Genomic DNA, 23,675 nt, shown 5'->3' with positions numbered 1-23,675 from the left:
TGGCCAATGTCCCGCCCGGAGGTAATCCATGTTGTTCATGCGCAAGACCACCGCGTTGCCGAGCGCCGCCGAGGCGCTGCCCGGCCGCGCGACGCCGATCCCGACTGCGACCACCCATTTCGTCAACGGCAGCAAGCTGCAGCCGCCTTACCCACAAGGCCTCGAGCAGGCCGTGTTCGGGCTTGGCTGCTTCTGGGGTGCGGAGCGCAAGTTCTGGGAGCTCGGCGACGGCATCTACACAACGGCGGTTGGCTATGCCGGTGGCCACACGCCGAACCCGACCTATGAGGAGGTCTGCTCGGGACGCACCGGCCACACCGAAGTGGTGCTGGTCGTGTTCGATCCGAAGAAGATCTCCTACGAGCAGTTGCTGAAGACGTTCTGGGAGAACCACAACCCGACCCAGGGCATGCGCCAGGGCAACGACATCGGCACGCAGTATCGTTCGGCGATCTACACGTTCGGCGATGCGCAGCGCACAGCCGCCGAAGCGTCGCAGGCGATGTATCAGAAGGCGCTCGCCGCCAAGGGCCTCGGCGCCATCACCACCGAGATCGCCCCGTCGAGCGCGTTCTACTTCGCCGAGGACTATCACCAGCAGTATCTCGCCAAGAACCCGGCGGGCTATTGCGGGCTCGGCGGGACCGGCGTGTCCTGCCCGATCGGCGTCGGCGCCACCGCCTGATTGCACGCGGAAATCCGCACCCCTGACATCAACGGGAAGCCGGCGCGCCGGCTTCCCCGCGACCTGCCGGCTCGCAAACCTTTTATTAACCATAACCGGTGCAAGACTAGGGCTGTCTCGCTGTCAGGGAATGCCCCAAGTGCCGGTTGCACGCGCGTTACGATTGCCGATCATTGCCGTTGCCACGGCGCTCGCGCTGTCGGGCTGCATGAGCACGACCGGCCCAGTCGCCGTTGTCCCGCAGGGCGGCGTCGATGCGGTCGCCTATGGCCAGACTTACGCGCCGGCCCCGGTCGTTGATTCCGGCGGCGGCGGTGCGATCAGCGCGCTGCGCTCGGCGTTCGCCAGTGCGCCGCGCGGCTATGTCGGACCGCCTGCCGTTCCGGTCGCCGCCGGGCCCTCGGTGGTCTACGGCGCGCCGCCGGTTGCGCCGGTCGGCTACGACAACTCCTATCATCTCGGCCCCGGCGACAAGCTGCGCGTCGTGGTCTATGGCCAGGAAGGTCTGACCAACAGCTACGCGATCGATGCCGCGGGCTCGATCACCATGCCGTTGATCGGCGGGGTGCCGGCGCGCGGCCGCACGCCGGCCGGGCTCGCCGCCGAGATCACGGCGCGGCTGCGCAACGGCTTCATCCGCGAGCCGTCGGTCGCAGTCGAGATCGAATCCTATCGCCCGTTCTTCATCCTCGGCGAGGTCGCAGCCCCCGGCCAGTATCCCTATGTGCCGAACATGACCGTCGAGAGCGCGATCGCGATCGCCGGCGGCTTCGGCCCGCGCGCCCGGCGCGACAGCGTGACGCTGACCCACACCGATGCAGCCGGCTCCGGCCGCTTCGAGGTGCCGCTGGGCACGCCGATGAGCCCGGGCGACACCGTGTTCGTCAGCGAGCGGTGGTTCTAGACTAGCGAACTCTCTCCGCCTGTCATTCCGGGCTCGCGCTTCGCGCGCCTCGGAATGACGAGCGTGGCGAGAGAGCCGCGCCCTACGTCTTCAAATGTGTCCCAAAGAACGCCATGCTGCGTGGCCAAGCGATGTCGGCGCTGGCCTTGTCGTAGCTGGCGCGCTCGTCGCAATGGAAGCCGTGCTGGGCGCCAGGATAGATGAAGACCTCGACCTCGGGCCGCTTCGACTTGATGGTCTCGACGTCGGTGAGGGGAATGCCGGCGTCCTTCTCGCCGAAATGCAGCTGCGTCGGCACCTGTGGCTTGTCGTCGGCGAAGCGCACGACGGCGCCGCCGTAATAGCCGATCGCGGCCGAGAGGCCGGTGAGCTTGGTCGCGGCGGCATAGGCGATGCTGCCGCCGAGGCAGAAGCCGACGATGCCGACTGGGCCGACCGGCTTCACCGCATCGATCGCGGCCTGGGTGTCGCGCAGCATCGCGGCCCAATCCGGATTGGCGACGAATTTTCGCGCCTCGGCGACTTCCTCCGCCGAGTAGCCGCTCTGGAAGTTCGGCGTGATGCGGTCGAAGATCGACGGCGCGACGGCGACATAGCCTTCCTTCGCCAGCCGGTCGCAGACCGAGCGGATGTGGTGATTGACGCCGAATATCTCCTGGATCACGACGATCGCGCCCTTGGGCGCGCCGGCCGGATCGGCGCGATAGCCGCCGAGTTCAAAACCGTCGGAAGCCTTCAGTCTGATATCCTGTCCCATGGTCCATCCTCGTCAGTTTGGGGGTTGCATGAAGGGGTGGAGAGCACGCTAGCGCCACATCCAGTTCTCGCCCCAATCGGCTTTCCAGCCGGTGAGCCGGCCCTTGCGGAATTGCAGATAGAGACGGTCGCGGTGCAGCGTCAGTCCGCTGCCGCCGATGTCGCGGAAGGTCAGGAATATCTCGTTGCCGGGCCGCCCGCGGACATAAATCAAGGACGTGCCGAGCGCGCGCCGGGCTTCATCGACGCCCATGCCGAACGCCAGCGGCGTGGTGTTCGACAGCGTCGCGGTGAACGTATCTGGCCTGGTGACGAACGGCGGCAGCTTGCCGGCAGTGGCGGTGCCAGTGGCGGCAGCGACCAGCAGCAGCGCGATGGCGATCGTTTTCATCATCCGGCTTTTCCCGGCGCGCCGGCGTCGAGGCGATCGAGGAACGGCAGCACGGCGTCGATGAAAGCCTGCGGCTGGTCGATGTTGACGGCATGGCCGGCGTTCGGGACCACCACCTTCTGCGCGCCCGGAATCTTCGCGGCCATGTAGTCGGAAGCGGCGAGGAACGGGGTGTCGTCGGCGCCGACCACGACCAGCGACGGCACCTTGATCGTGGGCAGCGATTCGATCACCCTCGCGTCGCGCTGCGCCAGCATGCCGCGGGCGGCGAGCGCAAGGCCCCTGGCGTTGCGATGCGTGACCGAGGCGCGCTCGGCGCTCAGCGATTTCAGCACGTCGAGCCCTTCGCGGTCGAAGCGGTCGCCGGTGTCGCGGGCGCGCTTGTTCCAGACCTCGCGGGCCTCGTCCTTCTTGAACCCGGGGCCGGTGTCGATGATCAGCAGCGCCCGCACCCGCTCCGGATGCGCGCGATGGAAGGCGAGCGACATGTATCCGCCGAGCGACAGGCCGCCGACGATCGCCTTGTCGGCGCCGACAGCGTCGAGCAGCGCGGCGATGTCGCCGACCGTCATGGCCTCGCTATAGGCCGTGGGATCGTCGGGATAGTCCGACTGGCCGTGGCCGCGCATGTCCCACAGCACGAGCTTGTGACGTCGCGACAGCGCGTCGATCTGACCGTGCCACATGGCCGAGGTCGACGAATAGCCGTGGGTGAGGATCAGCGGCGGGCCGTTGCCGTGCACCTCGTAATAGATTTCGACGCCATTGCGGTTAAGCTTGGCCATTCGCGGGCTCCTGCTTTTTGTTTTTCGATGTCCTTCTCAGGCGGCGCGGCCGGCGTGCTGCCTCTCGATAAGGCATCGGCACCTGCGTTTCAAAAGCTTCTGCGTTTGCCGCAACGCACAACCGGCATCTTCCGAAATTTATTGGCTTCGAGCAATTCCAAATTGGATTGCCTCCAGCCGGTAACCGGATCATTGTCACAGCAACTGTCGCTGACCCGGTGGGCGCCAGGCGTGACCCAAAGTGAGTTGCCGCCGTAAGCGGCTTCCGACACCGGAAGGGGAGAGAGATGCCTAATCTCAATATCAACGGGCGGAATATGTCCGTCGAAGCGGCGGGCGACACACCGCTGCTCTGGGTCATCCGCGAGCAATTGCAGATGACCGGCACCAAGTTCGGTTGCGGTGCGGGTCTGTGCGGCGCCTGCACGGTCCATCTCAACGGCGAAGCGGTGCGTTCCTGCCAGACCTCGGTCTCGGACGCGGCCGGCAAGAAGATCACCACCATCGAAGGCCTCTCCGCCAAGGGCGAGCATCCCTTGCAGAAGGCCTGGATCGCCGAGCAGGTGCCGCAATGCGGCTACTGCCAGTCGGGCCAGATCATGCAGGCAGCAGCCCTGTTGTCGAAGAATTCCAATCCGACGAAGGAAGAAGTGGTCGCGCACATGGACGGCAATCTGTGCCGCTGCATGACCTATTCGCGGATCCAGAAGGCGATCATGCGCGCGGCGTCCGAGATGCGCACCGCGTCGGCCACCGGAACCGAGCGGAGGGCCACATGAACGAGCACGTCAAGAACCTCACCCCCGAGACGACCGATCTCAGCCGCCGTTCCTTCCTGGTCGGCACCGCTGCGACCGGCCTCGTGCTCGGCTACGCCGCCGTTCCCGGCATCGACAAGGCGCTCGCGGCGCCTTCGAATTTCGAGCCGAGCGTCTGGTACTCGATCGCCCCCGACGGTCTCGTCACCGTGACCTGCGGCAAGGCCGACATGGGCCAGCACGTCGCCTCGACCATGGCACAGATCGTGGCCGAAGAACTCGGCGCGAACTGGAAGGACATGCGGGTCCAGCTCGCCTCCAACGATCCGAAGTTCAACGACCCCGTGCTCGGGGCGCAGATCACCGGCGGCAGCTGGTCGACGATGATGAACTTCGACGCGATGAGCCGCGCCGGCGCTGCCGGCCGCATGGCGTTGACCGAGGCGGCGGCGGCCTCAATGGGCGTGCCGGCGAGCGAGTGCGTGGTGCGCTCGTCCACGATCAGCCATCCGAAGTCGAAGAAGTCGATGTCGTTCGCCGACGTGGTCAAGAGCGGCAAGGCGACCAAGACCTTCACCGCAGACGAGCTCAAAGCGATCAAGCTGAAATCGCCCGATCAGTATACCATGATCGGCGTTTCGGTGCCGCAGCTCGACATTCCGTCGAAGACCAACGGCACGGCGAAATACGGCATCGACGTGATGCTGCCGGGCATGGTCCACGGCGCGATCGTGACCCCGCCGGTGCGCTACGGCGCGACCGTGAAGTCGGTCGACGAAACCGCGGCGAAGAAAGTGCCGGGCTACATCAAGGCGGTGACGCTCGACGACAAGACCGGAACCACGACCGGTTGGGTGGTTGCGGTCGCCAACACCTATGCCAACGCCAAGAAGGCGGCGGCTGCGCTCAAGATCACCTATGACGGCGGTCCGAACGCAAAACTGTCGAGCGAATCGCTGTTCGCCGAGGCCAAGCGGCTGCAGGGCCTCAGCGACTCCGGCGAGTTCTTCGTCAAGGACGGCGATCCGAACGCGGCCTTCGGCACTGCGGCGAAGGTGTTGGAGGCGGAGTACACCACCAACATCAACATCCATGCGCCGATGGAGCCGATGAACGCCACCGCGGAGTTCAAGGGCGACATCCTGCACATCCATTCCGGCAACCAGTTCGCGACGCGCTCCGGCGCGATTGCGGCCGCGGCAGCCGGGATCGATCCGAAATATGTCGTGATGCACCAGATGTGGCTGGGCGGCGGCTTCGGCCGGCGTCTCGACGCCGACATGATGGTGCCCGCGGTGCAGGCGGCCAAGGCTGTCGGCAAGCCGGTCAAGGTGATCTATACGCGCGAGAACGACATGACGATGGATTTCTCGCGTCCGCTCACCTATCAAAAAGTGAAGGCCGGCGTCGACGCCGACGGCAAGCTCGTCGCGCTCAGCCACGACGTGGTGTCGGCCTGGCCGACCGCGCGTTGGGGAATCCCAGATTTCCTGACGCCGTCGGTCGACAAGAAGGGCCCGCTCGACTCCTTTACGGTGAACGGCGCGGACTTCTTCTACACCGTGCCCAACCACTATGTGCGGGCGATCAAGAACGAGATGGCGCACAACGCCACCCCGTCGGGCCAGCTTCGTTCGGTGGCCCCGGGCTGGACCTTCTGGGCGGTGGAAAGCATGATCGACGAGATCGCGCACGCCACCGGCAAGGATCCGGCGCAACTGCGCATCTCGCTGCTCGACGGCAAGGGCAAGAATGACGGCGGCGCGCAGCGTCTCCGCAACACTCTGCTCGCTGCGATGGGGCTTGCCGGCTACGGCACCAAGCAGCTGCCGAAGGGCGAAGGCATGGGCGTTGCCTGCGTGTCGTCGCAGGAGCGCGCCACGGCGAGCTGGACCGCCTGCGTCGCCCATGTCGCGGTCGCGCCATCGGGCGAGGTGACGGTGAAGAAGCTGACGGTGGCGACCGATGTCGGCACCCAGGTCAACCCCGACGGCATCCGGGCCCAGGTCGAGGGCGCGGCGCTGTGGGGCATGTCGCTGGCGATGTTCGAGAAGGCGACGTTGAAGGACGGCGGCATCGAGCAGACCAACTTCGACAGCTATACGCCGCTGCGGATGAGCCAGATGCCGGAGGTCGCGGTCAACGTCATCGCCAATGGCGAGAAGGCGACCGGCGTCGGCGAGCCCGCGGTGACGGTGGTGGCGCCGGCGATTGGCAACGCCATATTCAACGCGGTCGGCGCCCGCGTCCGCGCGCTGCCCATCACGGCTGAAGCAGTGAAGGCGGCGATGAAGGCATAACCGCCTTCAACTATCCAAAAAACCTGATCCGCCGGGGAGTGCCCCGGCGGATTTTTGTTTCTGGTCGGCTTGATTCCGCTGTCGGATTCGGCGGTCGCTCAAATTGTATCCATTGCGCTCAACCGCCGTTCAGCATCCCCATTAAGGCGGAGGGAACGCATCGTCAGGTAGCGTCGCCTCGTCGGTCGGTTACCGCGACGGGGAATTCATGACTGCCTTGGCCAACAAGACTTCGAAGCGCCGCCTGCTGCTGGCGTCGGACCGCAACGATCAGAGCAACGAACTCGCGAGCATCCTGCGGTCCGTCGGTGATGTCGACACCGTCCCGACGTCGGAAATTCCCGAAGAGCCGGCCCGCGACCTCTCCGGCATCGTGGTCGACATCAATCTGCGTTCGCCCGAAAGCGTGCAGCTGGTCCGCGCCAAGCTGCAGGCCGATGCCTATCGCGAGATGCCGCGGCTGTTCGTGCTTGCCGACGCGTTGCATCACGCTTCGATGCAGGCCTGGGCGCTCGGCGCCACCGACACCATCTCGCGGCCGTTTGACGCGCGCGGCATCCTGCAGCGCATCCGTGCCGCGTTCCCCGACGACAGCGGCTATGACGAGACCGATCGCGGCAAGGCGCTCAACCGCGGCGTCGAGGCGGCCCACGGCGTGATGGTCAAGATCTTCGAGCGGATGCGCGCCGGCGAGCCGCTGAAATACGACGACATCGTCGCGGCCGAGAACAAGATCCTGAAGGCGATCAAGCACAATTCGCTGCGCGAGTGGCTGACCACGGTCGGCTGCCATCACCAGGAAACCTATCGCCACTGCCTGTTCGTGACCGGCTTTGCGGTGGCGTTTGCGCAGCATCTCGGCATGCGCGACGACGACCAGCGCCGGCTCGCCCGCGCCGCGCTGCTGCACGATGTCGGCAAGGCGTTCGTTCCGGTGGCGCTGCTCGACAAGCCGGGCGCGCTGACGGTCGAGGAGATGGCCGAGATGCGCGAGCATCCGCGGCGCGGCTACGAGGCGCTGTCGGCGCAGGGCGGCTTCCCGCCGGAAATGCTCGACGTGATCCTGCATCACCATGAGTTTCTCGACGGCACCGGCTATCCCAACGGCCTCAGCGGCAATCAGATCAGCGACATCGTCCGCGTCACCACCATCGTGGACGTCTACGCCGCGCTTGTCGAGAAGCGTGCCTACCGGCTGCAATTCACCCACGCCAAGGCGTTCTCCATGATGGAGGAGATGGGCGGCAAGCTCGACCAGCAATTGCTGCAGGCGTTCCGCCCGGTGGCGTTCGGGCATTATTGAGCCCTTCTCCCTCCGCGTCATGGCGTGCCAACGGGTCGCGCGAATGCGCGCCCGAGCCTAGCCATCTGACGCAAGTCCTCGGCCTCGCCTGCGCCTAGATCCCGATGATCATGGGTTGATCGATGACGGCGAGGACGACCATGGACACGGCAGCAACCGCGCATCTCGACATTCCGGCCGATATCGCGGCGACGCTGGTCGATCCCGCCGCTTATGCCGACGATCGCATTCACGACGTCTATCGCTGGCTGCGCGGCAACAATCCGCTCGGCATCGCGCGTCCGGAACGGTTCGATCCGTTCTGGGTGGTGACCAGGCACGCCCACATCCAGGCGGTCAGCCGGCAGAACGAGCTGTTCCACAATGCCGACCGCCCGACGACGTTGACCAACCAGGCGGTCGAGGCGCGCGTCCGCAAGATCACCGGCGGTCCCAATCTGGTGCGCTCGCTGGTGCAGATGGACGCGCCGGATCATCCGAAGTACCGCGCGTTGACCCAGGGCTGGTTCATGCCGGCCAATCTCGGCAAGTTCGAAGCGCGTATCCGCGAGATCGCGCGCGCCACCGTGGCGCGCATGCTGGAGCGGGGCGGCGCCTGCGATTTCGTCGAGGACGTCGCGCTCGGCTATCCGCTGCACGTCATCATGGAGATCCTCGGCGTGCCCGAGCAGGACGAGCCGCGCATGCTCAAGCTGACGCAGGAGCTGTTCGGCCCGCAGGATCCCGACACCGCGCGCAGCCGCGAGGCGCTGAGCGCGGAGGCGTTCTCGACGATGATGCAGTCCGTGGTGGCAGATTTCTCGGCCTATTTCCGTGGCATCACCGAGGACCGCCGCCGCAATCCGCGCGAGGACCTCGCCACCGTCATCGCCAACGCCAAGATCGGCGGCGACGACATGCCCGAGCACGATCAGACCAGCTACTACATGATCGTCGCGACCGCCGGCCATGACACCACCTCATCCTCGACCGCAGGCGCGATCTGGGCGCTGGCCGAGGACCCCGCCGAGTTCGCCAAGGTGAAGGCCAATCCGGAGCTGATCCCCGGCTTGGTCGACGAGGCGATCCGCTGGATGACGCCGGTCAAGCATTTCATGCGCTCGGCCACCGCCGATACCGAGCTCGGCGGCCGCAAGATCGCCAAGGGCGACTGGCTGATGCTGTGCTACGCCTCCGGCAACCGCGACGAGGAGGTGTTCGAGGACCCCTACCGCTTCCGCAGCGACCGCAAGCCGAATCGCCATGTCGCGTTCGGCTACGGCGCGCATCTCTGCCTCGGCCAGTATCTGGCAAAACTCGAGATGCGCATCCTGTTCGAGGAGCTGCTGCCGCGGCTGAAATCGCTGTCGCTCGACGGCGAGGTGAAGATGACGCAGGCGTATTTCGTCAATGGCCCGAAGAAGCTGCCGATCCGGTTCGAGCTGAATTAGCGTCGGGCCGCGTCTGTGGAGCGATGGATTGCTTCGTCGCCTCGCTCCTCGCAATGACGGGTGAGCGCCGGCCTCTACTCCAGCATCTTCCTTAGCTCCGCCTTCGCGACCTTCTCCAGCGTCGAGCGCGGCATCTCGTCGACGAATCGGATCTCGCGCGGCAGCTTGAAGTCGGCGAGACCGGCGCGGCACGCGGCCATGACGTTGTCGTGCAAATCGGCCGGCAGTGCGGCAACGCCGGTCTGCGGAATGATGAAGACGACCGGCACCTCGTCCAGCATCGGATGCTTCTTCGCCACCACCGCGGCCTCGCGCACGCCCGGCACCACCGCGATCACCTGCTCGATCTCGGACGCCGCGACATTCTCGCCGCCCACCTTCAGCATGTCCTTGGAGCGATCGCCGAACTTGATGTAGCCGCGCTCCAGCAAGGTGACGCGGTCGCCGGTGATGAAATAGCCGTACTCGTCGAAGCTCTCGCGCGTCGCCTTCTCGTTGTGCAGATATTCGGCGAACAGCGACAGGCCAGGAATGCCCTTGATCAAGAGGTTGCCGGTCTCGCCGACGCTCGTGGGTGTGCCGTCATCGTCGACGATGCGGATCTCGTATTCGGACGCGGCGCGGCCGATCGACATCGGCGTGTTGGGCTGGTCGACCTCGCCGACGATGCCATGGGTGATGGTCTCGGTCATGCCCCACCAGCCGATGATCTTGACCCCGAATGCTGCGAACGGCGGCGGATCGTTCACCGCGGTGCCCCAGAGCCGGAACTTGTGTTGCTTCGGGATCTCGTGCTCCAGCAGCGCCTTCATGCAGAACGGGATCGTCGAGGTCCAGGTGCAGCCATGCTCCAGCGCCACCGGCCAGAAGCGGCTGGCCGAGAAGCGCGGCTGGACCACGCAGGTCGCGCCGACCCACAGCGAGGCCAGCATCGAATAGGCCAGCGCATTGGTGTGGAACAGCGGCAGATAGGTCTGATGCACATCGGCTGCGTGCAGGTCCTGATGTGCGGCGTTGACCTTGGCGCCCCACAGCGCGTTGGCATGCGTCCACAGCACCGCTTTCGGCCGTGATGTCGTGCCGGACGTATACTGCACGCTGCAAGGCGCGAGCGGATCAGTCGGTCGGCGCGGCCGGTCGGCGCAGTCGGCGAACAGCGCATCAAAGCTGTCGCCGCGGGACGGGGCCTGTGCGGGCGCTTGTCCCGCATCGTGCGAGGTCACTGCGATCCAGCGCAGGCCCTTGCAATTGGCGGCGAGCAGTTCGGCATAGGCCGGCTGGGTGATGGCGGCGACGGCGCCGCAATGGTCCGCAAAATACTCCATCTCGGCGGCGGCCGAGCGTGTATTGGTGGTGACCGCGATGGCGCCGAGCTCGACGCAGGCGAACCACGCCATGATCGCCTCGATGCAATTGTCGAGATGGATCAGGACGTAGTCGCCCGGCCGGATGCCGCGCCCGGCAAGTCCCGCGGCCAGCGCGCCGACCCGCTCATGGAATTCGCCATAGCTCCAGCGCCGCGCCGGCGCGTCGAATGGCGCCCAGATCAGGAACGGGTGATCGCGCCGCACCTCGGCACGCATCTTGAGCAGCCACGGCACGTCGAGCCCCGCGAACGGTCCCACGACGCCCGGCGCCGGCTTTGCAATAGTCATGTGTCCTCCCGCGCAGCTTCAGCGGCTGCTTGCTCGTTGTCGGGAGCCTTTGTGCCACTGCTTACGGCGATCGGCAAATCGTGATTTGCCACACCCTGTCCGCGTCATTGCCACCCGTTGGCTCGCAATGACGGAGGAGGAGCTATTTCGCGCCGGCCTCGTACGACGAGATCTCGATCAGGCTGCCGTCGGGATCGCGGCAATAGACCGAGCGCAGCGTGCCACGCGCACCCTGCCTGGCCACCGGGCCTTCCTCGATCGCAACCCCATGGGCCTTGAGATGCGCGACCACCTCCTCGGGCGTGCTCGCGGTCAGGAAGCAGAGGTCGTCGCTGCCGGCCGCCGCGTGATTGGCCGTGAACCACTCGACCTTGTCGGCATCGCGCGGCCGCACATTGATCTTCTGGTTGCCGAACACCAGCGAGGTGCGCGGCGTCTTGCCTTTGCCCGGATCGAACACCTTGACCTCCATGCCGAGGATCCTACTGTACCAGGCAACGGTGCGCACGACGTCGGTGACGTTGATCACGAGATGGTCGAGCGCATTCACCTTCACGCCCATGGCGGATCCCCTCGGCTTAGTCTTTCGTCGCGGCCTGCGGCACACGTGTCGCACTGGCCGCCTCAGGCATTGTTTGTTAAAACCCCGCCGCACGCAACTGAACAGAAACGGGCAGGGCGCCAAACCCTGCTGCATGGGAGAAACTTCAATGATTTCACGCCGCACCGCGCTGGGCCTGATCGGGTCGGGGATTTCGACATTCGCGATCGGCCGTGCCTCCGCCGCCGATTATCCGGCGCGGCCGGTGCGCTGGATCGTCGGCTATCCGCCCGGCGGCGCCACCGACATCATCGCGCGCCTAATCGGCCAGCGGCTCTCGGAACGGCTCGGCCAGCAATTCGTGATCGAGAACAAGCCGGGCGCCGGCAACAACATTGGCACGGAAGCTGCGATCAACGCCGAGCCGGACGGCTATACGGTGCTGCTGGTCAATCCGGCCAACTACATCAACGCCTCGCTTTACGCCAATCTGAAGTTCAACTTCGTGCGCGACGTCGCGCCGATCGCCTCGTTCAACCGCGTTCCCAACGTGATGACGGTCAACAAGGACGTGCCGGCCAAGAACGTCGCCGAGTTCATCGAGTATGTGAAGGCCAATCCCGGCAAGGTGAACATGGCCTCGTCCGGCAACGGCACCTCGGTGCATCTGTCCGGCGAGATGTTCATGGCGATGACCGGTTGCAAGATGCAGCACGTGCCGTATCGCGGCGCCGCGCCGGCGATCACCGACATGCTCGGCGGCCAGGTGCAGGTGATCTTCGACAACATGCCCTCGATCATCCAGCACATCCGCTCCGGCGCGCTGCGCGCGCTCGGCGTGACCACCACGGAGCGCTCCGCGCAATTGCCCGACGTGCAGGCGGTCGCCGAGACCGTGAAGGGCTATGAGGCGAGCGCGCTGTTCGGCATGGGCGGACCGAAGAACATGCCCAAGGAATACATCGCCAAGCTCAACACCGAGATCAACGCGGTTCTCGCCGAGCCTGACATGAAGAAGCGGCTGGTCGAACTCGGCGGCGATCCCCTGATCCAGACGCCGGAAGCGTTCGGCAACGACATCAAGGCCGAGACCGACAAGTGGAAGAAGGTCGTCGAGTTCGCCGGCCTCAAGGTCGAGTGATCCGCGGCCCTGCGCAACTGCATGATGCCTGAGCAAGCCCCGCCGCAAGGCGGGGCTTCACGTTTGAGGGGCTGACGCAATCGTGAGCCCGGCTCTTGACGCCGCGCGGTTCGTGCCTATACTAAACTATATGGTTAAGTATCAGGACGAGACGCTGGACCGCACCTTCGCGGCGCTTTCCGACCCCACCCGTCGCGCCCTGCTGGCGCGGCTCGGTGAGCAGGACGGCCTCTCGATCAGCGAGCTGGCGCAGCCGTTTGCGATGTCGCTGCCGGCGATCATGAAGCATCTCGACGTGCTCTCGGATGCCGGCCTGATCGTCCGCGAGAAGACCGGCCGCACGGTGGAATGCCGGCTGACCGCGAGACCGATGGAGCAGGCGATGAACTGGCTCAATCGCTACGCGCAATTCTGGTCCGACAACCTCGACCGCCTTGCAGCCTTTGTGGAGGACGACCCATGGTCAATCAATCGGCCAACAGCACCGCAGCCGACGCCGGCCTCGCCGCGCATCCGCAATCACGTCCAAGCCTCACCCTCACGCGGCGCCTCCGGGCGCGGCCGGAAAAAGTCTACGCCGCGTGGACCCAACCGGAAAACCTAGCGCAGTGGTTCGGGCCCGGGCAGGTCAAGCCCGGCTCGACCCGCGCCGAGCTCGATGTTCGCGTCGGCGGCCGCTACCGCATCAGCTTCACCGGTTCGAACGGCGAATATCACGAGGTCGGCGGCGTCTATCGCGAGGTGGTACCGAACGAAAAGCTGATGTTCAGCTGGGCCTGGCACTCGACGCCGGAGCGCGAGTCGCAGGTCACGATTTTGATCAAGCCTGAAGCCGGCGGCACGCTGCTCACCTTCCATCACGCGCAATTCGCGGACGAGGCCGCCCGCGACAATCATCAGCGCGGCTGGACTGAGACCCTCGGCAATCTCGAAACCTTCGTCAACGCCTGACGGCCGTCGAAAGGAGCATCTCATGCAACAGCACAAAATCGTCTCGCGCGAGGAGTGGATCGCGGCGCGCAAGGCGCTGATGATCGGCGAGAAGCAATTGACGCAAGCCCGCGACGCGTTGAGCCGTCAGCGCCGCGAACTGCCCTGGGTCAAGGTCGACAAGGATTATGTGTTCGAAGGCCCAGGCGGCAAGGTGTCGCTCGGCGATCTCTTCAAGGGCCGGCCGCAGCTCGTGGTGCAGCACATCATGTTCGCGCCGGAATGGGACACGGCCTGCAAGAGCTGCTCGTTCTGGGCCGACGGTCTCGACCGCATGGCGCCGCATCTTGCAGCGCGCGATACCACGATGGCCGCGGTCTCGCGCGCGCCCATGGCGAAACTCGACGCCTTCAAGCAGCGCATGGGCTGGACCTTCGATTGGGTGTCGTCGGGGAACAACGACTTCAACTACGATTACGGCGTCACGTTCACGCGCGAGCAGATGGATAGAGGCGAGGCGCAGTACAATTTCGGCACGACGCCGCCCTATGGCGACGAACTGCCTGGCATCAGCGTGTTCTATCGCGACGATGCAGGCAGCGTGTTCCACACCTACTCGACCTTCGCCCGCGGCCTCGACATGATGAACGCCGCCTATCACTATCTCGACCTGACGCCGCTTGGCCGTCACGAAGAAGGGCTGCCCTATCCGATGGATTGGGTGCGGCTACGTGACCAGTACCAACCGTCACCGGTTCAGGCATCCTGCTGTCACAGCTGATGTGAGCGCCGACGCGCTCGCAAGGACGCCAAATACCGGAAGGAAACGCAATGCCCTACGTCGATGGCTTCATCGTCGCCGTGCCGAAGAAGAACCTCAAGGCCTATGCAAAGCTCTCGAAGAAGGCCGGCAAGATCTGGCGCGAATACGGCGCGCTGGATTATCGCGAATGGGTCGCCGACGACGTCAAGCCGGGCAAGCTGACCTCGTTTCCACAGAGTGTGAAATTGAAGTCCGGCGAAACAGTCGTGTTCGCCTGGATCACCTACAAGTCGCGCGCCCAGCGCGACAGGATCAATGCCAAGGTGATGGCGGATCCGCGTCTGGATATGAAGCCTGATACGATGCCGTTCGACGGCAAGCGGATGATCTATGGCGGCTTCGCTGCACTCGTGAAGGTGTGACGCCTCAGCTCGTCCGCCGTATGTGCTTGGCGCCGCATTTATGCAGGATTCGTGCAGTAACCGAGCGTTAAACATCTTGATCGGCGCGCCGCCTAGTGCTGCTTGCCTTTGCTTGGCGGGCCCGTATACTTTGCAATACAAAGTTCGGGCGAATCATGCGCGACCTCGACAAGGCCCTGGCCGACATTCTTGCGATCCGCAGCCAGATTGCGGCAGGCACCGCGTTCCGCGGTTACGGTCCGGCCACCGTGGCTGCGACCAGCGGCATCGCCCTCGTCACCGCGCTTGCGCAATATCTCTGGCTCGATGACCCCAGCAATCATCCGATCGCGTTCCTCGCCGGCTGGGCCGCCGCGGCGCTGCTGTCGGCCGTGCTGATCTGGATCGAGATGCAGGCGCGCTCGCGGCGGCATCATTCGGGCCTCGCCGATGCGATGGTGCAGCAGGCGATCGAGCAGTTCCTGCCCGCCGCGATCGCCGGCGTGCTGCTGGCAATCCTGCAATGGAAATTCGCGCCGGAAACGCTGTGGATGCTGCCCGGCCTGTGGCAGGTGCTGGTCAGCCTCGGCGTGTTCGCCTCGGTGCGCCTGTTGCCGCGCACGATCGCGTTCGGCGGCGCCTGGTACTTCCTGTCGGGTTTCACGGTGCTCCTGATCGCGAGCCAGAGCCATGCGCTGTCTCCCTGGACCATGGGGCTGCCATTCGCGATCGGCCAGCTGCTGCTCGCCGCGCTGCTGTATTTTGCTTCCGGAGACGACGATGCCGAAGATTGAACTCACCAGCGCGCCGTTTGCCTATGAGGGGCTCGACCGCGTCATCCATGAGAAGGCGCGGCTCGGGCTGTTGACCTCGCTGATGGCACACCCAAAGGGTCTCGCGTTTGCCGATCTCAAGCAGCTGTGCGGCCTCACCGACGGCAATCTCTCGCGACATCTGCAGGTGCTGCAGGAGGCGGGCCTCGTCGACGTCATCAAGGGCTATGAGGGCAATCGTCCGCACACCACCTGCCGCCTCACCAAGACCGGCCGCCGCCGCTTCCTCGACTATCTCGCCGTGCTCGAGCAACTGGTGCGCGACGCCGCGAAGGCTGCCGGCAAGGACGCAGGCGCGCCTTCGCGCCTTGGCGTCCAGACCGCCTGACCAGATGGATTTTTTTGCCCGGAGACTTTGTGATGCAAAGTAACGTCGCGCTCAAGCTGGAACCCGCCGCACGGCTGCATGTCGGCATCATCATGGACGGCAACGGCCGCTGGGCGACGCGGCGCGGCCTGTCGCGGCTGCGCGGCCACGAGGCCGGCGTCGAGGCGATCCGCCGCATCGTCGAGGCCGCGCCCGACCAGGGCGTCGGCACACTGACGCTCTATGCCTTCTCCAGCGACAACTGGCGCCGGCCGAAAGCCGAGGTCACCGCGTTGATGGGCCTGCTGCGCTTCTATCTCGCCAACGAGGTCGCGGCGCTGGTGCGCAACGGCGTCCGCCTCACCGTGATCGGCCGCCGCGACCGCCTGCCGGACGGCATCGCCAACGCCATCGCGCGCGCCGAGGCCGCGACCTCGGGCGGCACGACACTGCATTTGCGCATCGCCATCGACTATTCGGCGCGCGATGCGATCCTGAATGCGGCGGCGCGCGCCGGTGCAGCCGGCCAGCTCAGCCGCGAGGCCTTCGCCGATCTTATCACCGGCGAAGCCGGCCTGCGTGACGTCGATCTGATCATCCGCACCTCCGGCGAGAAGCGGCTCTCGGACTTCCTGCTCTGGGAAGGCGCCTATGCCGAGCTGCATTTCACCGAACGGATGTGGCCCGAATTCGATGCCGACGATCTCGCCGAAGCGCTCGGCTCATTCCATCGCCGCGAGCGCCGTTTCGGTGGGCTGACGGCCGTCGCGCCCGAGGAGGTGCCGAACCTCTAGCGCGCCGCGCAAGTCGATACCAGGCCGCTCAAGCCCGAGCAAGCGGCGCTGTCCGTGCGATAGCATGGTCGTTTTCGACGCCGAAACCGGCTAGGCTTCGCTCTTCCACCGGTTCGAAGCGAAGCCCGATGCAAAAGCCTTCCAATCCTCCCGCCGTGACCCTCGCCGACGTCCGCCGTGCTGCGGCCGTGATCCGCGACCAGGTCATGGTCACCGCGTGCAACGAGAGCCGCACGCTCGGCGAGATCTGCGGCTGCCGGCTGTTCCTGAAATTCGAGAATCTGCAGTTCACCGCGACCTTCAAGGAGCGCGGCGCGCTGAACCGCCTGCACGCGCTGTCTTCAGACGAGCGCAAGCGCGGCGTGATCGCGATGTCGGCCGGCAACCACGCCCAGGGCGTGGCGTACCACGCCAGGCGGCTCGGCATCCCCGCCACCATCGTGATGCCGATCGGCACGCCGATGGTGAAGATCGAGAACACCAGGCGGCACGGCGCCGAGGTAATCATCATCGGGCAGACGCTGGAGGAATGCGCCGCCTTCGTGACGTCGCATGCCGCGTCGAAGGGCCTGATCCAGATCCATCCCTACGACGATCCCCTGATCATCGCCGGCCAGGGCACGATCGGGCTCGAAATGCTCGAGACCGTGCCGGAGCTCGATATCCTGGTGGTGCCGATCGGGGGCGGCGGCCTGATCTCCGGCATCTCGACCGCTGCGAAGGCGATCCAGCCGTCGGTGCAGGTGATCGGCGTGCAGGCGCAGCTTTATCCGTCGATGTACAATGCTGTCAGGGGCGCGCAGCTGCCGATGCGCGGCGATACGCTCGCCGAGGGCATCGCCGTCAAGGCGCCCGGCCAGATCACCACCAGGATCGTCCGCGATCTCGTCGACGACATCTTGCTTGTCAGCGAGGACCAGATCGAGCGCGCGGTCGCCACGCTGATCTCGATCGAGAAGACCGTGGTCGAGGGGGCCGGTGCCGCCGGACTTGCCGCAGTGCTGAGCGCATCGGAGCGCTTCGCCGGCCGCAATGTCGGGCTGGTGCTGACCGGCGGCAATATCGACACGCGGCTGATCGCCTCGGTGCTGACCCGCGAGCTGGCGCGCGAGGGCCGCCTGACCCAGCTCGCGCTCGACATCGTCGATCGCCCCGGCCAGCTCGCTTCGGTCTGCAATCTGCTGGCCGCGGCCGGTGCCAACATCATCGAGGTCTCGCACCAGCGCACCTTCTCCGACCTGCCGGCCAAGGCGACATTGCTCGAGCTCGTCATCGAGACCCGCGACCGCGCGCATCTACAGGACGTGATGGCGCAACTGGGCGCGGCCGGATTTGCGGTGCGCGAGAGCTGAGCGGGGATGACTGGCTGAACAGCGGTGCAACATATCCGGTGTCGTCCCGGCGAAGGCCGGGACCCATAACCACAAGGTTGCATTGTTGAAGAGGGCTGTGGCCCCAGCGTCGCGTAACCATGACCATCGGTGGATATGGGTCCCGGCCTTCGCCGGGACGACACCGAATGTTTGGTGCCTAGTCCTTCTCCGCCGCCATCTCCGCCAGCTTCGCGATCGCGTTGATGTTGCGTGCGGCGCACTTGGCGGGCGGGGCTCTTCAGCTTCGAGCGGCCCATGCTGCTGCCATCGGCGACATAGATCTCGCGCTTGCCGAGCCGAATTTGCTCGTCCTGCCGGCCTGAGCGCTCCTTTCAGTCGTCCGCTTTCTTCTTCGTGGGTTTCTTCGCCGGCGGCGGCTCTTCCATCGCCTTCTTCATGGCGCGCGCATAGGCATCGGCGGCATTCTCGGCCGAGTTCTGCAACCGCCTGGCGGTCGCGCTGGCGTTCTCCATCGTGCTCTTGGCGAGGAAGCGGAAGCGCGCCTTGGCCTCCTTGTCCTTGGCCTTGGCCGCGCGTCCCGCCCAGACGGCCTGGCGTTTCTTGGCGGCCGCCATCACGGCCTTGGTCTGCGCTTTTGCGGTTTGCCGGATGACGGCGTCGAGATCGGCTTCAGCCATTGCGGGTGCACTCATTGACGGGGATGTGCGCCCGGGCGGCGCACGGAACCGGGAAAGGAGGCCATCACTAGCGCAACCGGCGCGGTTTTTGAACATGCGATCGTTTGCCGATCCGCGATTGTGCCGGGCGGCGGGCTCCGGCATAACCGTGAGGCCAGAGGGAGCGGCCTTGCGGAATGGTGAGGTTCAGTCGGCGCGATGTGGTGCTGGGCACGGCGGCGATGGCGGCCGCGGGCACCACGGCGACCGCAATCGCCGCGACATCGGCGTCGCCGGACGTCTCGCGGTCCAGCCGGGACATCGATGCGGCGCTGCGGACCTTAGTCGATGCCGGCAAGGTGCCGGGCGTCGTCGCCATGGCAGCCGGCGCGCAGACCACGATCTATCAAGGTGCGTTCGGTGTCCGCGCACAGGGTGAGGCGGCGAAGATGACCGCCGACACCGTGTTTCGCATCGCCTCGATGGCCAAGCTCGTGACTTCGGTGGCGGCGTTGCAGCTGGTCGAGCAGGGCAGGCTGAAGCTGGACGAACCGGCGGCCGATGTCGATCCGGCGCTGGCTGCGCTGCCGGTGCTTACCGGCTTCGATGCCAGGGGCGTGCCGCAGCTGCGCCCCGCGCGCAGACCGGTCACGCTGCGCAACTTGCTGACGCACACATCGGGCTTCAGCTATCCGCTGTGGGACGCCGAGGCCAAGCGCTATCTGCAGGCCGCGCGATCCGATCCGGCGCTGCCGCGCAGCGCGCTGATGTTCGATCCCGGCAGCCGCTGGTCCTATGGCGGCGGCCTCGACCGGGCCGGCCGGCTGGTCGAGATCGCCAGCGGGCTGACGCTCGACCGCTACGTCAGGGATCATATCCTGCGACCGCTCGGCATGAACGATACCGGATATACGATCACGCCATCGCAGCGCGCCCGCGAGGCGCATTTGCATGTCCGTCAGGGCGACGGCAGGCTGCTGCCGCAGCCGCTGGAGAAACACGCAGCGCCACGCATCTTTTCGGGCGGCGGCGGCATCTATTCGACGGCGCCGGACTATCTCGCGCTGCTGCGGGCGCTGCTGAACGGCGGCAGCCGCAACGGCAGATCGATCCTGCGGCCGCACAGCGTGGCGCTGCTGACGACCAATCAGATCGGCGATCTCGCCGCCGGCGTCATGACGACAACCAATCCGGCGCTGTCGAACGACGTCGATTTCTTCCCGGGCGTCCGGTTGCGCTGGAGCCTCGGCCACATGCTCAATCTCGATCCGGTCGAAGGCGGCCGCCAGGCCAGCAGCCTCACCTGGGCCGGCCTCTACAACACCTATTACTGGATCGATCCGGCATCCGGCATCGCCGGCGTGATCATGATGCAGATCCTGCCGTTTGCGGACCAACATGCGCTGGCGGCCTATCGCGTGTTCGAACGCGCACTCTACCAGACGCACGGCGCGGCGTGAGCGGCGACACAGCGGGCACAATTCGATCGAGGTTCTGATGCGGGCTTCGTTCGGGGTCGTTTCGAGGTCGCCTGAACCTACTGATCGTCCCTGTCCGCGAGTGCGGCCGAACCCAGCGGCACCTTGGCGCCGGCAAGCAGTCCGGCCAGCTCCACCTGCCGCTTCAGCCCGGTCTTCGCCAGCACCGCCTTGAGCTGGTTGCGCACGGTTTCGCGGGAAATGCCGAATGCGCCGGCGATCGTCTCGATGGTTCGGCCTTCACCGATGCCGCGGGCGACGCGCGCTTCGGCCGGCGTCAGATCGAACAGGCCTTGCAGCACCTCCGCGGTCGGCACTTCCGACGGCACCACGGGCGTCACGATCACGATCGCCGACGCGCGGTCGAACAGATCCTGCGCCGTCCCATGGATCGGGACCAGATGCACGATCAGCGGAGGACGGTCATCCTGCGCCGCGATCGGCACCGAGCGCACCTCCACGGTGATGAAGCCCTGCTCGAGCGCTGCCAGCGCTTGTGCGAACAGCGGATCGGCCGCCGCCGATGCGAGCGTGAGGCGATCTGTGCGGTCCTGCATCACGTCGGGGACCAAGCGGTCGAACAGCGGGTTGGCCGTCATCAGCCGGCCGCCGCGGCGCAGCACCGCCGCGGGCAGGCCGAGCATCGCCAGCGATTCGGTTGCCGCCCTGGCGCGCTCCATGCCGAGCCGTGCCGACAGCAGCGCCGCGCGCGCCAGGTGCGGGCGCAGCGCATCGAGCTGCTCGATCGCTTCCTTTTCGATCGGCCCGCGATGGTATTCGCGCTCGACGCTGTAGATCAGCACCTCGCCGCTCGGCACCGGGATCGCGGTGCCGGCGCCCCATCCGAGCCCGCGCGGGCGGAAGAATTCGCGGATCTGGAAATCCTGCTGCACCTCCTCGGGCGAAGCGAACACGTCGATGTCGCGCAGGAAGCCGGCGTGATTGGCCGCGAGCAGGCGCGGCAGCCGTCCGTTGCGCTCGTGCCAGCGTCCCTCGACATAGGCAACGGTATCCTCGTGCATATCGGGGGATGCGATCCAGCGCATGTCCTGCGGCGCCGCGGTCAAGAGCACGATGCCGCGCGCGCTCGCGATGTTGCCGACCTGATGCAGGACATTGGGCCACAGCTCGGGCACCACCGCGGCCTCATAGGCCAGCTCGATCAAATGCGCGTGCAGGTCATTCGTCATCGGCCGTTCCGCAGTCTTTTGTTGCCAGCAGATAAACCCGCCGCGCCTCGATATATTCCGTTAGAGCAATTCGCCTTGATCCGGGAGTCCGTGACATTCCGGGGCTTCCGATGACCGCCGCGGGATGCAGAGTCAGGCCCGAGTCGTTCGTGACTTTCGCTTCGGCGCCGAAGTCCGCTTTCGTCGTGGCGAGCGGCGTGCGCTGCTCGCGCAGCAATTCGGCAAAGCCGTCGCGGGCGACCAACTGTGGCGCCTCGTGATGCATTACGATTTGCTGAATGTCGGTCTGAACGCTTGATGCCGGGCAAGCGGCGACGGGCCGCCCGCGTGCAAATCGAGCAGCCCGTCGGGTCGAACCCGTGTGCGAATGGGGTCGCGGATGGTGACAAGGGCGCGTGTCGTCGGGAAGCCTTCGCGCCCGGGTTGTCGGGAGGGCATCGCAATGCCCTCCCGACAATCGCTCTTAGTTGCAGCCGCAGCCGTGCGAACGACCGCCGCCCAGGATGCCGGACAGGATGTTGGTGTTCTTGAGGCTGACCGGCAGGATGGCCGAGACGTTGGTCTTGTTGCCGTTGAGCACGTTCACGCCGCCGCCGAGCACGCTGACGTTGTTCAGCGCGTTGACGTTCAGAGCGGAGACCGCGGTCGTGATCGGCGCCACGACGGAACCGATCAGGCCGCCGCCACCGCCGCGGGGACCGGCGAGCGCCGGGGATGCGAAGAGCGAGGCGAGAGCGACAGCAACGATATACTTCTTCATGACTTCCTCCGTTGTTATCAGGGCCAAGCACCATTTGCTTGGGTGCGGCTCACTATCCTCATCTTCCGGTTGCGTACAACTTGAAGTGGTTCTTTACTCTAATACTTAGCGTTAACCATATTATCAAATCGTGTGATGACCCTATTCATATTGATGCCTTCATCAAAACCGACCTCTTGAAGGGCGGCCTGCGAAAATCAACCAGAAATTGCCGACTTAACCGCCAATTAACCATGATTGCCGACTCTGCGTGCGGAGGTCGCGTGCATGATTCGGCGTGCGTTGGTGGCGGCAGTTGTTGCTTCGCAGCTCGGCGTCTCGCCTTCCCTGGCGCAGAGCGCGCCTGCGGAGACCGTGTCGGTCAATGCCGGCTCGATCGGCCTGCGGACCGGTTACGATTCCAACCCCACCGACACCCTCGGTGCCCGCGGCAGCGTGTTCGCCACCCAGACGATCAATTACGACTATCTGCGCGGCTCACTGCAGGACGGCATCATCGGGCTCAACGTCAAGATCGCGGACACGCAGTACGATCCCAACGTCGCGGCGCCCGCCACCAATGCGATCATCGCAGCCACCGGTGCGATCGAGCTGGCGCCGAAATTGAACCTGCGCACCACGTTGACGACGACGGTCGACGACAACTGGGCGCGCCGCTCGCACGGCGTGCAGCTGCGCAACCGTGTCGAATACGACACCGCGGATTTCAGGTTCTTCGCCAACGTCGATGCCGGTCTCAACGCGCTCAACGAGCGCAACATCTTCACGCTCGGCGGCTTTCTGCCCGCGGACGAGAACTTTGCGACGCGGACGTTCCTGCCGGGATTCGCCTACAAGTTCGCAAGCGGCGAGATCGGCACCTCGATCGCGCTGTCGCGCGTGTCCTATCTCGCCACCGACCTTTTCGGGCTCGACCGCAGCCAGAACAGGCTGCAACCGAACGCCTTCTTCTCGGTGAAGACGAACGGTGTCGAGGTCGAAGGATCGGTGTCGCCGTTCTATGCCAGGTACGACACCACCGATTTCGAGGACGTCAAGCAATTGCTCTACACGGCCAAGGCCAAGTACCAGAAGGACTCCTGGACTTTCGGCGTGGCCTCGTCGCGGACGGTGCAGGACACCACGCTCTCATTCGCGTCGCTCGATCTGGGGCTCTCGCACGAGGCCTCGGTCAGCTACAAGTTCGACGACAAGAACGCCGTCAGCCTGCTCGCGCGCTATCGCCGCGACGACTATCTCGGCACCGACCTATGGAGCACGACTTTCCTCACCGGGGTCGATTTCGCGCATGATTTCGGCGGCGGATACATCGGCACCGCCGGCGCCTCGGTCCGCCAGGTCCGCCGCCCCGACGAGATCCAGCCCTGGGCGCTGAACGTGCAGGTCGGCTTCCAGAAGAAGCTCGAATTCGGCGACGTGGCGAAGCCGGCCGCCGACAAGGTCGCGGACGCCAAGCCGAAGGCGCTGTAAGGTCCTCCAACGAGCAATGGCATGCCGCGCCGGGATCGTCGCACGGGCGGTGCTTTGTGGCTGAATTGAAGCCGTCGTGACCATCAGAAATATTCGGAAGAGTCTTGAAA

The 23,675-nt window shown here is 65.6% G+C and carries 25 protein-coding genes and 1 pseudogene; 17 read left to right on the top strand and 9 right to left on the bottom strand.

All coding sequences use genetic code 11. From position 1 onward, the window contains the following. Positions 1 to 28: 28 nt before the first annotated feature. Both msrA and J6500_RS19340 read left to right on the top strand, forming a co-directional pair. On the top strand, positions 29 to 685 hold the full coding sequence (gene msrA / locus J6500_RS19345) for a peptide-methionine (S)-S-oxide reductase MsrA (protein WP_225714279.1): 657 nt from the start codon (positions 29 to 31) through the stop codon (positions 683 to 685). 139 nt (positions 686 to 824) lie between these two features. Next, the gene (locus J6500_RS19340) at positions 825 to 1,589 is read left to right on the top strand and encodes a polysaccharide biosynthesis/export family protein (protein ID WP_225714278.1); all 765 of its coding nucleotides are present in this window, start codon (positions 825 to 827) and stop codon (positions 1,587 to 1,589) included. 82 nt (positions 1,590 to 1,671) lie between these two features. Here the strand turns inward: J6500_RS19340 and J6500_RS19335 are convergent, their stop codons facing one another. The 3 genes from J6500_RS19335 to J6500_RS19325 are packed head-to-tail and all read right to left on the bottom strand — an operon-like array spanning position 1,672 to position 3,521. Beyond that, positions 1,672 to 2,346 (bottom strand): dienelactone hydrolase family protein, encoded by a 675-nt coding sequence (locus J6500_RS19335; protein WP_225714277.1) that lies wholly within the window; start codon positions 2,344 to 2,346, stop codon positions 1,672 to 1,674. Positions 2,347 to 2,394: 48 nt separating this feature from the next. Continuing rightward, positions 2,395 to 2,736, bottom strand: a complete 342-nt coding sequence (locus J6500_RS19330) for a hypothetical protein (RefSeq protein ID WP_225714300.1) — start codon at positions 2,734 to 2,736, stop codon at positions 2,395 to 2,397. Beyond that, positions 2,736 to 3,521 (bottom strand): alpha/beta fold hydrolase, encoded by a 786-nt coding sequence (locus J6500_RS19325; RefSeq protein ID WP_225714276.1) that lies wholly within the window; start codon positions 3,519 to 3,521, stop codon positions 2,736 to 2,738. Before J6500_RS19325 ends, J6500_RS19330 begins: the two co-directional genes overlap by 1 nt. 287 nt (positions 3,522 to 3,808) lie before the next feature. Here J6500_RS19325 and J6500_RS19320 point away from each other — a divergent pair, with 287 nt between their 5' ends. The 4 genes from J6500_RS19320 (at position 3,809) to J6500_RS19305 (ending at position 9,312) form a co-directional block, all read left to right on the top strand. Then, the gene (locus tag J6500_RS19320; protein WP_225714275.1) at positions 3,809 to 4,300 is read left to right on the top strand and encodes a (2Fe-2S)-binding protein; all 492 of its coding nucleotides are present in this window, start codon (positions 3,809 to 3,811) and stop codon (positions 4,298 to 4,300) included. Beyond that, positions 4,297 to 6,579: a xanthine dehydrogenase family protein molybdopterin-binding subunit gene (locus J6500_RS19315; RefSeq protein WP_225714274.1), complete on the top strand. Its 2,283-nt coding sequence runs from the start codon at positions 4,297 to 4,299 to the stop codon at positions 6,577 to 6,579. Before J6500_RS19320 ends, J6500_RS19315 begins: the two co-directional genes overlap by 4 nt. Positions 6,580 to 6,787: 208 nt before the next feature. Then, on the top strand, positions 6,788 to 7,882 hold the full coding sequence (locus tag J6500_RS19310) for an HD-GYP domain-containing protein (protein WP_225714273.1): 1,095 nt from the start codon (positions 6,788 to 6,790) through the stop codon (positions 7,880 to 7,882). 140 nt (positions 7,883 to 8,022) lie between these two features. Then, positions 8,023 to 9,312 (top strand): cytochrome P450, encoded by a 1,290-nt coding sequence (locus tag J6500_RS19305; RefSeq protein ID WP_225714272.1) that lies wholly within the window; start codon positions 8,023 to 8,025, stop codon positions 9,310 to 9,312. Between the two features lie 74 nt (positions 9,313 to 9,386). Here the strand turns inward: J6500_RS19305 and J6500_RS19300 are convergent, their stop codons facing one another. Then, complete coding sequence (locus J6500_RS19300; protein ID WP_225714271.1) at positions 9,387 to 10,967, bottom strand: AMP-binding protein; 1,581 nt, start codon at positions 10,965 to 10,967, stop codon at positions 9,387 to 9,389. A 142-nt stretch (positions 10,968 to 11,109) separates the two neighbouring features. Next, complete coding sequence (locus J6500_RS19295; RefSeq protein WP_225714270.1) at positions 11,110 to 11,529, bottom strand: VOC family protein; 420 nt, start codon at positions 11,527 to 11,529, stop codon at positions 11,110 to 11,112. A gap of 148 nt (positions 11,530 to 11,677) precedes the next feature. Between J6500_RS19295 and J6500_RS19290 the strand changes: the two genes are divergently transcribed. The 9 genes and pseudogenes from J6500_RS19290 (at position 11,678) to J6500_RS19250 (ending at position 18,029) form a co-directional block, all read left to right on the top strand. Beyond that, positions 11,678 to 12,649 (top strand): Bug family tripartite tricarboxylate transporter substrate binding protein, encoded by a 972-nt coding sequence (locus J6500_RS19290; RefSeq protein WP_211985638.1) that lies wholly within the window; start codon positions 11,678 to 11,680, stop codon positions 12,647 to 12,649. Positions 12,650 to 12,779: 130 nt separating this feature from the next. Next, on the top strand, positions 12,780 to 13,253 hold the full coding sequence (locus tag J6500_RS19285; protein ID WP_225714269.1) for an ArsR/SmtB family transcription factor: 474 nt from the start codon (positions 12,780 to 12,782) through the stop codon (positions 13,251 to 13,253). Positions 13,254 to 13,264: 11 nt separating this feature from the next. Then, positions 13,265 to 13,600 (top strand): annotated as a pseudogene (locus J6500_RS19280) (SRPBCC family protein); the annotation flags it as partial. A gap of 22 nt (positions 13,601 to 13,622) precedes the next feature. Continuing rightward, positions 13,623 to 14,360 carry a DUF899 domain-containing protein gene (locus J6500_RS19275; RefSeq protein WP_225714268.1) on the top strand — a complete coding sequence of 246 codons (738 nt, stop codon included), beginning with the start codon at positions 13,623 to 13,625 and terminating at the stop codon, positions 14,358 to 14,360. Positions 14,361 to 14,410: 50 nt separating this feature from the next. After that, on the top strand, positions 14,411 to 14,764 hold the full coding sequence (locus J6500_RS19270; RefSeq protein WP_225714267.1) for a DUF1428 domain-containing protein: 354 nt from the start codon (positions 14,411 to 14,413) through the stop codon (positions 14,762 to 14,764). A 155-nt stretch (positions 14,765 to 14,919) separates the two neighbouring features. Beyond that, positions 14,920 to 15,537 carry a hypothetical protein gene (locus tag J6500_RS19265; protein ID WP_225714266.1) on the top strand — a complete coding sequence of 206 codons (618 nt, stop codon included), beginning with the start codon at positions 14,920 to 14,922 and terminating at the stop codon, positions 15,535 to 15,537. Further along, the gene (locus J6500_RS19260) at positions 15,524 to 15,904 is read left to right on the top strand and encodes a transcriptional regulator (RefSeq protein ID WP_225714265.1); all 381 of its coding nucleotides are present in this window, start codon (positions 15,524 to 15,526) and stop codon (positions 15,902 to 15,904) included. The genes J6500_RS19265 and J6500_RS19260 overlap by 14 nt, the downstream gene beginning before the upstream one ends. A gap of 32 nt (positions 15,905 to 15,936) precedes the next feature. Continuing rightward, positions 15,937 to 16,677, top strand: a complete 741-nt coding sequence (locus J6500_RS19255) for a di-trans,poly-cis-decaprenylcistransferase (RefSeq protein WP_225714264.1) — start codon at positions 15,937 to 15,939, stop codon at positions 16,675 to 16,677. Between the two features lie 128 nt (positions 16,678 to 16,805). After that, a complete protein-coding gene (locus J6500_RS19250) occupies positions 16,806 to 18,029 on the top strand; it encodes a threonine ammonia-lyase (protein WP_225714263.1) in 1,224 nt (407 codons plus the stop codon). 353 nt (positions 18,030 to 18,382) lie between these two features. Here J6500_RS19250 and J6500_RS19245 read toward each other — a convergent pair whose 3' ends face one another. After that, positions 18,383 to 18,688 (bottom strand): hypothetical protein, encoded by a 306-nt coding sequence (locus J6500_RS19245; protein ID WP_312018227.1) that lies wholly within the window; start codon positions 18,686 to 18,688, stop codon positions 18,383 to 18,385. Between the two features lie 176 nt (positions 18,689 to 18,864). Between J6500_RS19245 and J6500_RS19240 the strand changes: the two genes are divergently transcribed. Next, positions 18,865 to 20,127: a serine hydrolase domain-containing protein gene (locus J6500_RS19240; protein ID WP_225714262.1), complete on the top strand. Its 1,263-nt coding sequence runs from the start codon at positions 18,865 to 18,867 to the stop codon at positions 20,125 to 20,127. 77 nt (positions 20,128 to 20,204) lie between these two features. Here J6500_RS19240 and J6500_RS19235 read toward each other — a convergent pair whose 3' ends face one another. The 3 genes from J6500_RS19235 to J6500_RS19225 all read right to left on the bottom strand — a co-directional run bounded on the left by J6500_RS19235 (position 20,205) and on the right by J6500_RS19225 (position 22,095). Continuing rightward, the gene (locus tag J6500_RS19235; RefSeq protein WP_225714261.1) at positions 20,205 to 21,335 is read right to left on the bottom strand and encodes a helix-turn-helix transcriptional regulator; all 1,131 of its coding nucleotides are present in this window, start codon (positions 21,333 to 21,335) and stop codon (positions 20,205 to 20,207) included. Continuing rightward, on the bottom strand, positions 21,325 to 21,579 hold the full coding sequence (locus J6500_RS19230; protein ID WP_225714260.1) for a hypothetical protein: 255 nt from the start codon (positions 21,577 to 21,579) through the stop codon (positions 21,325 to 21,327). Before J6500_RS19230 ends, J6500_RS19235 begins: the two co-directional genes overlap by 11 nt. Before the next feature lie 219 nt (positions 21,580 to 21,798). Next, a complete protein-coding gene (locus J6500_RS19225; protein WP_225714259.1) occupies positions 21,799 to 22,095 on the bottom strand; it encodes a hypothetical protein in 297 nt (98 codons plus the stop codon). A 267-nt stretch (positions 22,096 to 22,362) separates the two neighbouring features. On the opposite strand from J6500_RS19225, the gene J6500_RS19220 reads away from it, so the two are divergent. Beyond that, a complete protein-coding gene (locus tag J6500_RS19220) occupies positions 22,363 to 23,565 on the top strand; it encodes a hypothetical protein (protein ID WP_225714258.1) in 1,203 nt (400 codons plus the stop codon). The last annotated feature ends 110 nt before the right edge of the window (positions 23,566 to 23,675 follow it).

Origin of the sequence: Bradyrhizobium semiaridum, from assembly GCF_020329505.1 — a bacterium.
Classification (GTDB): Bacteria; Pseudomonadota; Alphaproteobacteria; order Rhizobiales; family Xanthobacteraceae; genus Bradyrhizobium; species Bradyrhizobium semiaridum.
The sequence above is the reverse complement of the archived record's forward strand: the minus strand, read 5'-3'. Positions and strand labels throughout refer to the sequence as shown.

Bases quoted from the DNA above. Each gene is read 5' to 3' on its own strand.
- msrA (WP_225714279.1), top strand. From the start codon at position 29: ATGTTGTTCATGCGCAAGACCACCGCGTTGCCGAGCGCCGCCGAGGCG.
- J6500_RS19335 (WP_225714277.1), bottom strand. From the start codon at position 2,346: ATGGGACAGGATATCAGACTGAAGGCTTCCGACGGTTTTGAACTCGGC.
- J6500_RS19330 (WP_225714300.1), bottom strand. From the start codon at position 2,736: ATGAAAACGATCGCCATCGCGCTGCTGCTGGTCGCTGCCGCCACTGGC.
- J6500_RS19325 (WP_225714276.1), bottom strand. From the start codon at position 3,521: ATGGCCAAGCTTAACCGCAATGGCGTCGAAATCTATTACGAGGTGCAC.
- J6500_RS19320 (WP_225714275.1), top strand. From the start codon at position 3,809: ATGCCTAATCTCAATATCAACGGGCGGAATATGTCCGTCGAAGCGGCG.
- J6500_RS19315 (WP_225714274.1), top strand. From the start codon at position 4,297: ATGAACGAGCACGTCAAGAACCTCACCCCCGAGACGACCGATCTCAGC.
- J6500_RS19310 (WP_225714273.1), top strand. From the start codon at position 6,788: ATGACTGCCTTGGCCAACAAGACTTCGAAGCGCCGCCTGCTGCTGGCG.
- J6500_RS19305 (WP_225714272.1), top strand. From the start codon at position 8,023: ATGGACACGGCAGCAACCGCGCATCTCGACATTCCGGCCGATATCGCG.
- J6500_RS19300 (WP_225714271.1), bottom strand. From the start codon at position 10,967: ATGACTATTGCAAAGCCGGCGCCGGGCGTCGTGGGACCGTTCGCGGGG.
- J6500_RS19295 (WP_225714270.1), bottom strand. From the start codon at position 11,529: ATGGGCGTGAAGGTGAATGCGCTCGACCATCTCGTGATCAACGTCACC.
- J6500_RS19290 (WP_211985638.1), top strand. From the start codon at position 11,678: ATGATTTCACGCCGCACCGCGCTGGGCCTGATCGGGTCGGGGATTTCG.
- J6500_RS19285 (WP_225714269.1), top strand. From the start codon at position 12,780: ATGGTTAAGTATCAGGACGAGACGCTGGACCGCACCTTCGCGGCGCTT.
- J6500_RS19275 (WP_225714268.1), top strand. From the start codon at position 13,623: ATGCAACAGCACAAAATCGTCTCGCGCGAGGAGTGGATCGCGGCGCGC.
- J6500_RS19270 (WP_225714267.1), top strand. From the start codon at position 14,411: ATGCCCTACGTCGATGGCTTCATCGTCGCCGTGCCGAAGAAGAACCTC.
- J6500_RS19265 (WP_225714266.1), top strand. From the start codon at position 14,920: ATGCGCGACCTCGACAAGGCCCTGGCCGACATTCTTGCGATCCGCAGC.
- J6500_RS19260 (WP_225714265.1), top strand. From the start codon at position 15,524: ATGCCGAAGATTGAACTCACCAGCGCGCCGTTTGCCTATGAGGGGCTC.
- J6500_RS19255 (WP_225714264.1), top strand. From the start codon at position 15,937: ATGCAAAGTAACGTCGCGCTCAAGCTGGAACCCGCCGCACGGCTGCAT.
- J6500_RS19250 (WP_225714263.1), top strand. From the start codon at position 16,806: ATGCAAAAGCCTTCCAATCCTCCCGCCGTGACCCTCGCCGACGTCCGC.
- J6500_RS19245 (WP_312018227.1), bottom strand. From the start codon at position 18,688: ATGGCTGAAGCCGATCTCGACGCCGTCATCCGGCAAACCGCAAAAGCG.
- J6500_RS19240 (WP_225714262.1), top strand. From the start codon at position 18,865: ATGGTGAGGTTCAGTCGGCGCGATGTGGTGCTGGGCACGGCGGCGATG.
- J6500_RS19235 (WP_225714261.1), bottom strand. From the start codon at position 21,335: ATGACGAATGACCTGCACGCGCATTTGATCGAGCTGGCCTATGAGGCC.
- J6500_RS19225 (WP_225714259.1), bottom strand. From the start codon at position 22,095: ATGAAGAAGTATATCGTTGCTGTCGCTCTCGCCTCGCTCTTCGCATCC.
- J6500_RS19220 (WP_225714258.1), top strand. From the start codon at position 22,363: ATGATTCGGCGTGCGTTGGTGGCGGCAGTTGTTGCTTCGCAGCTCGGC.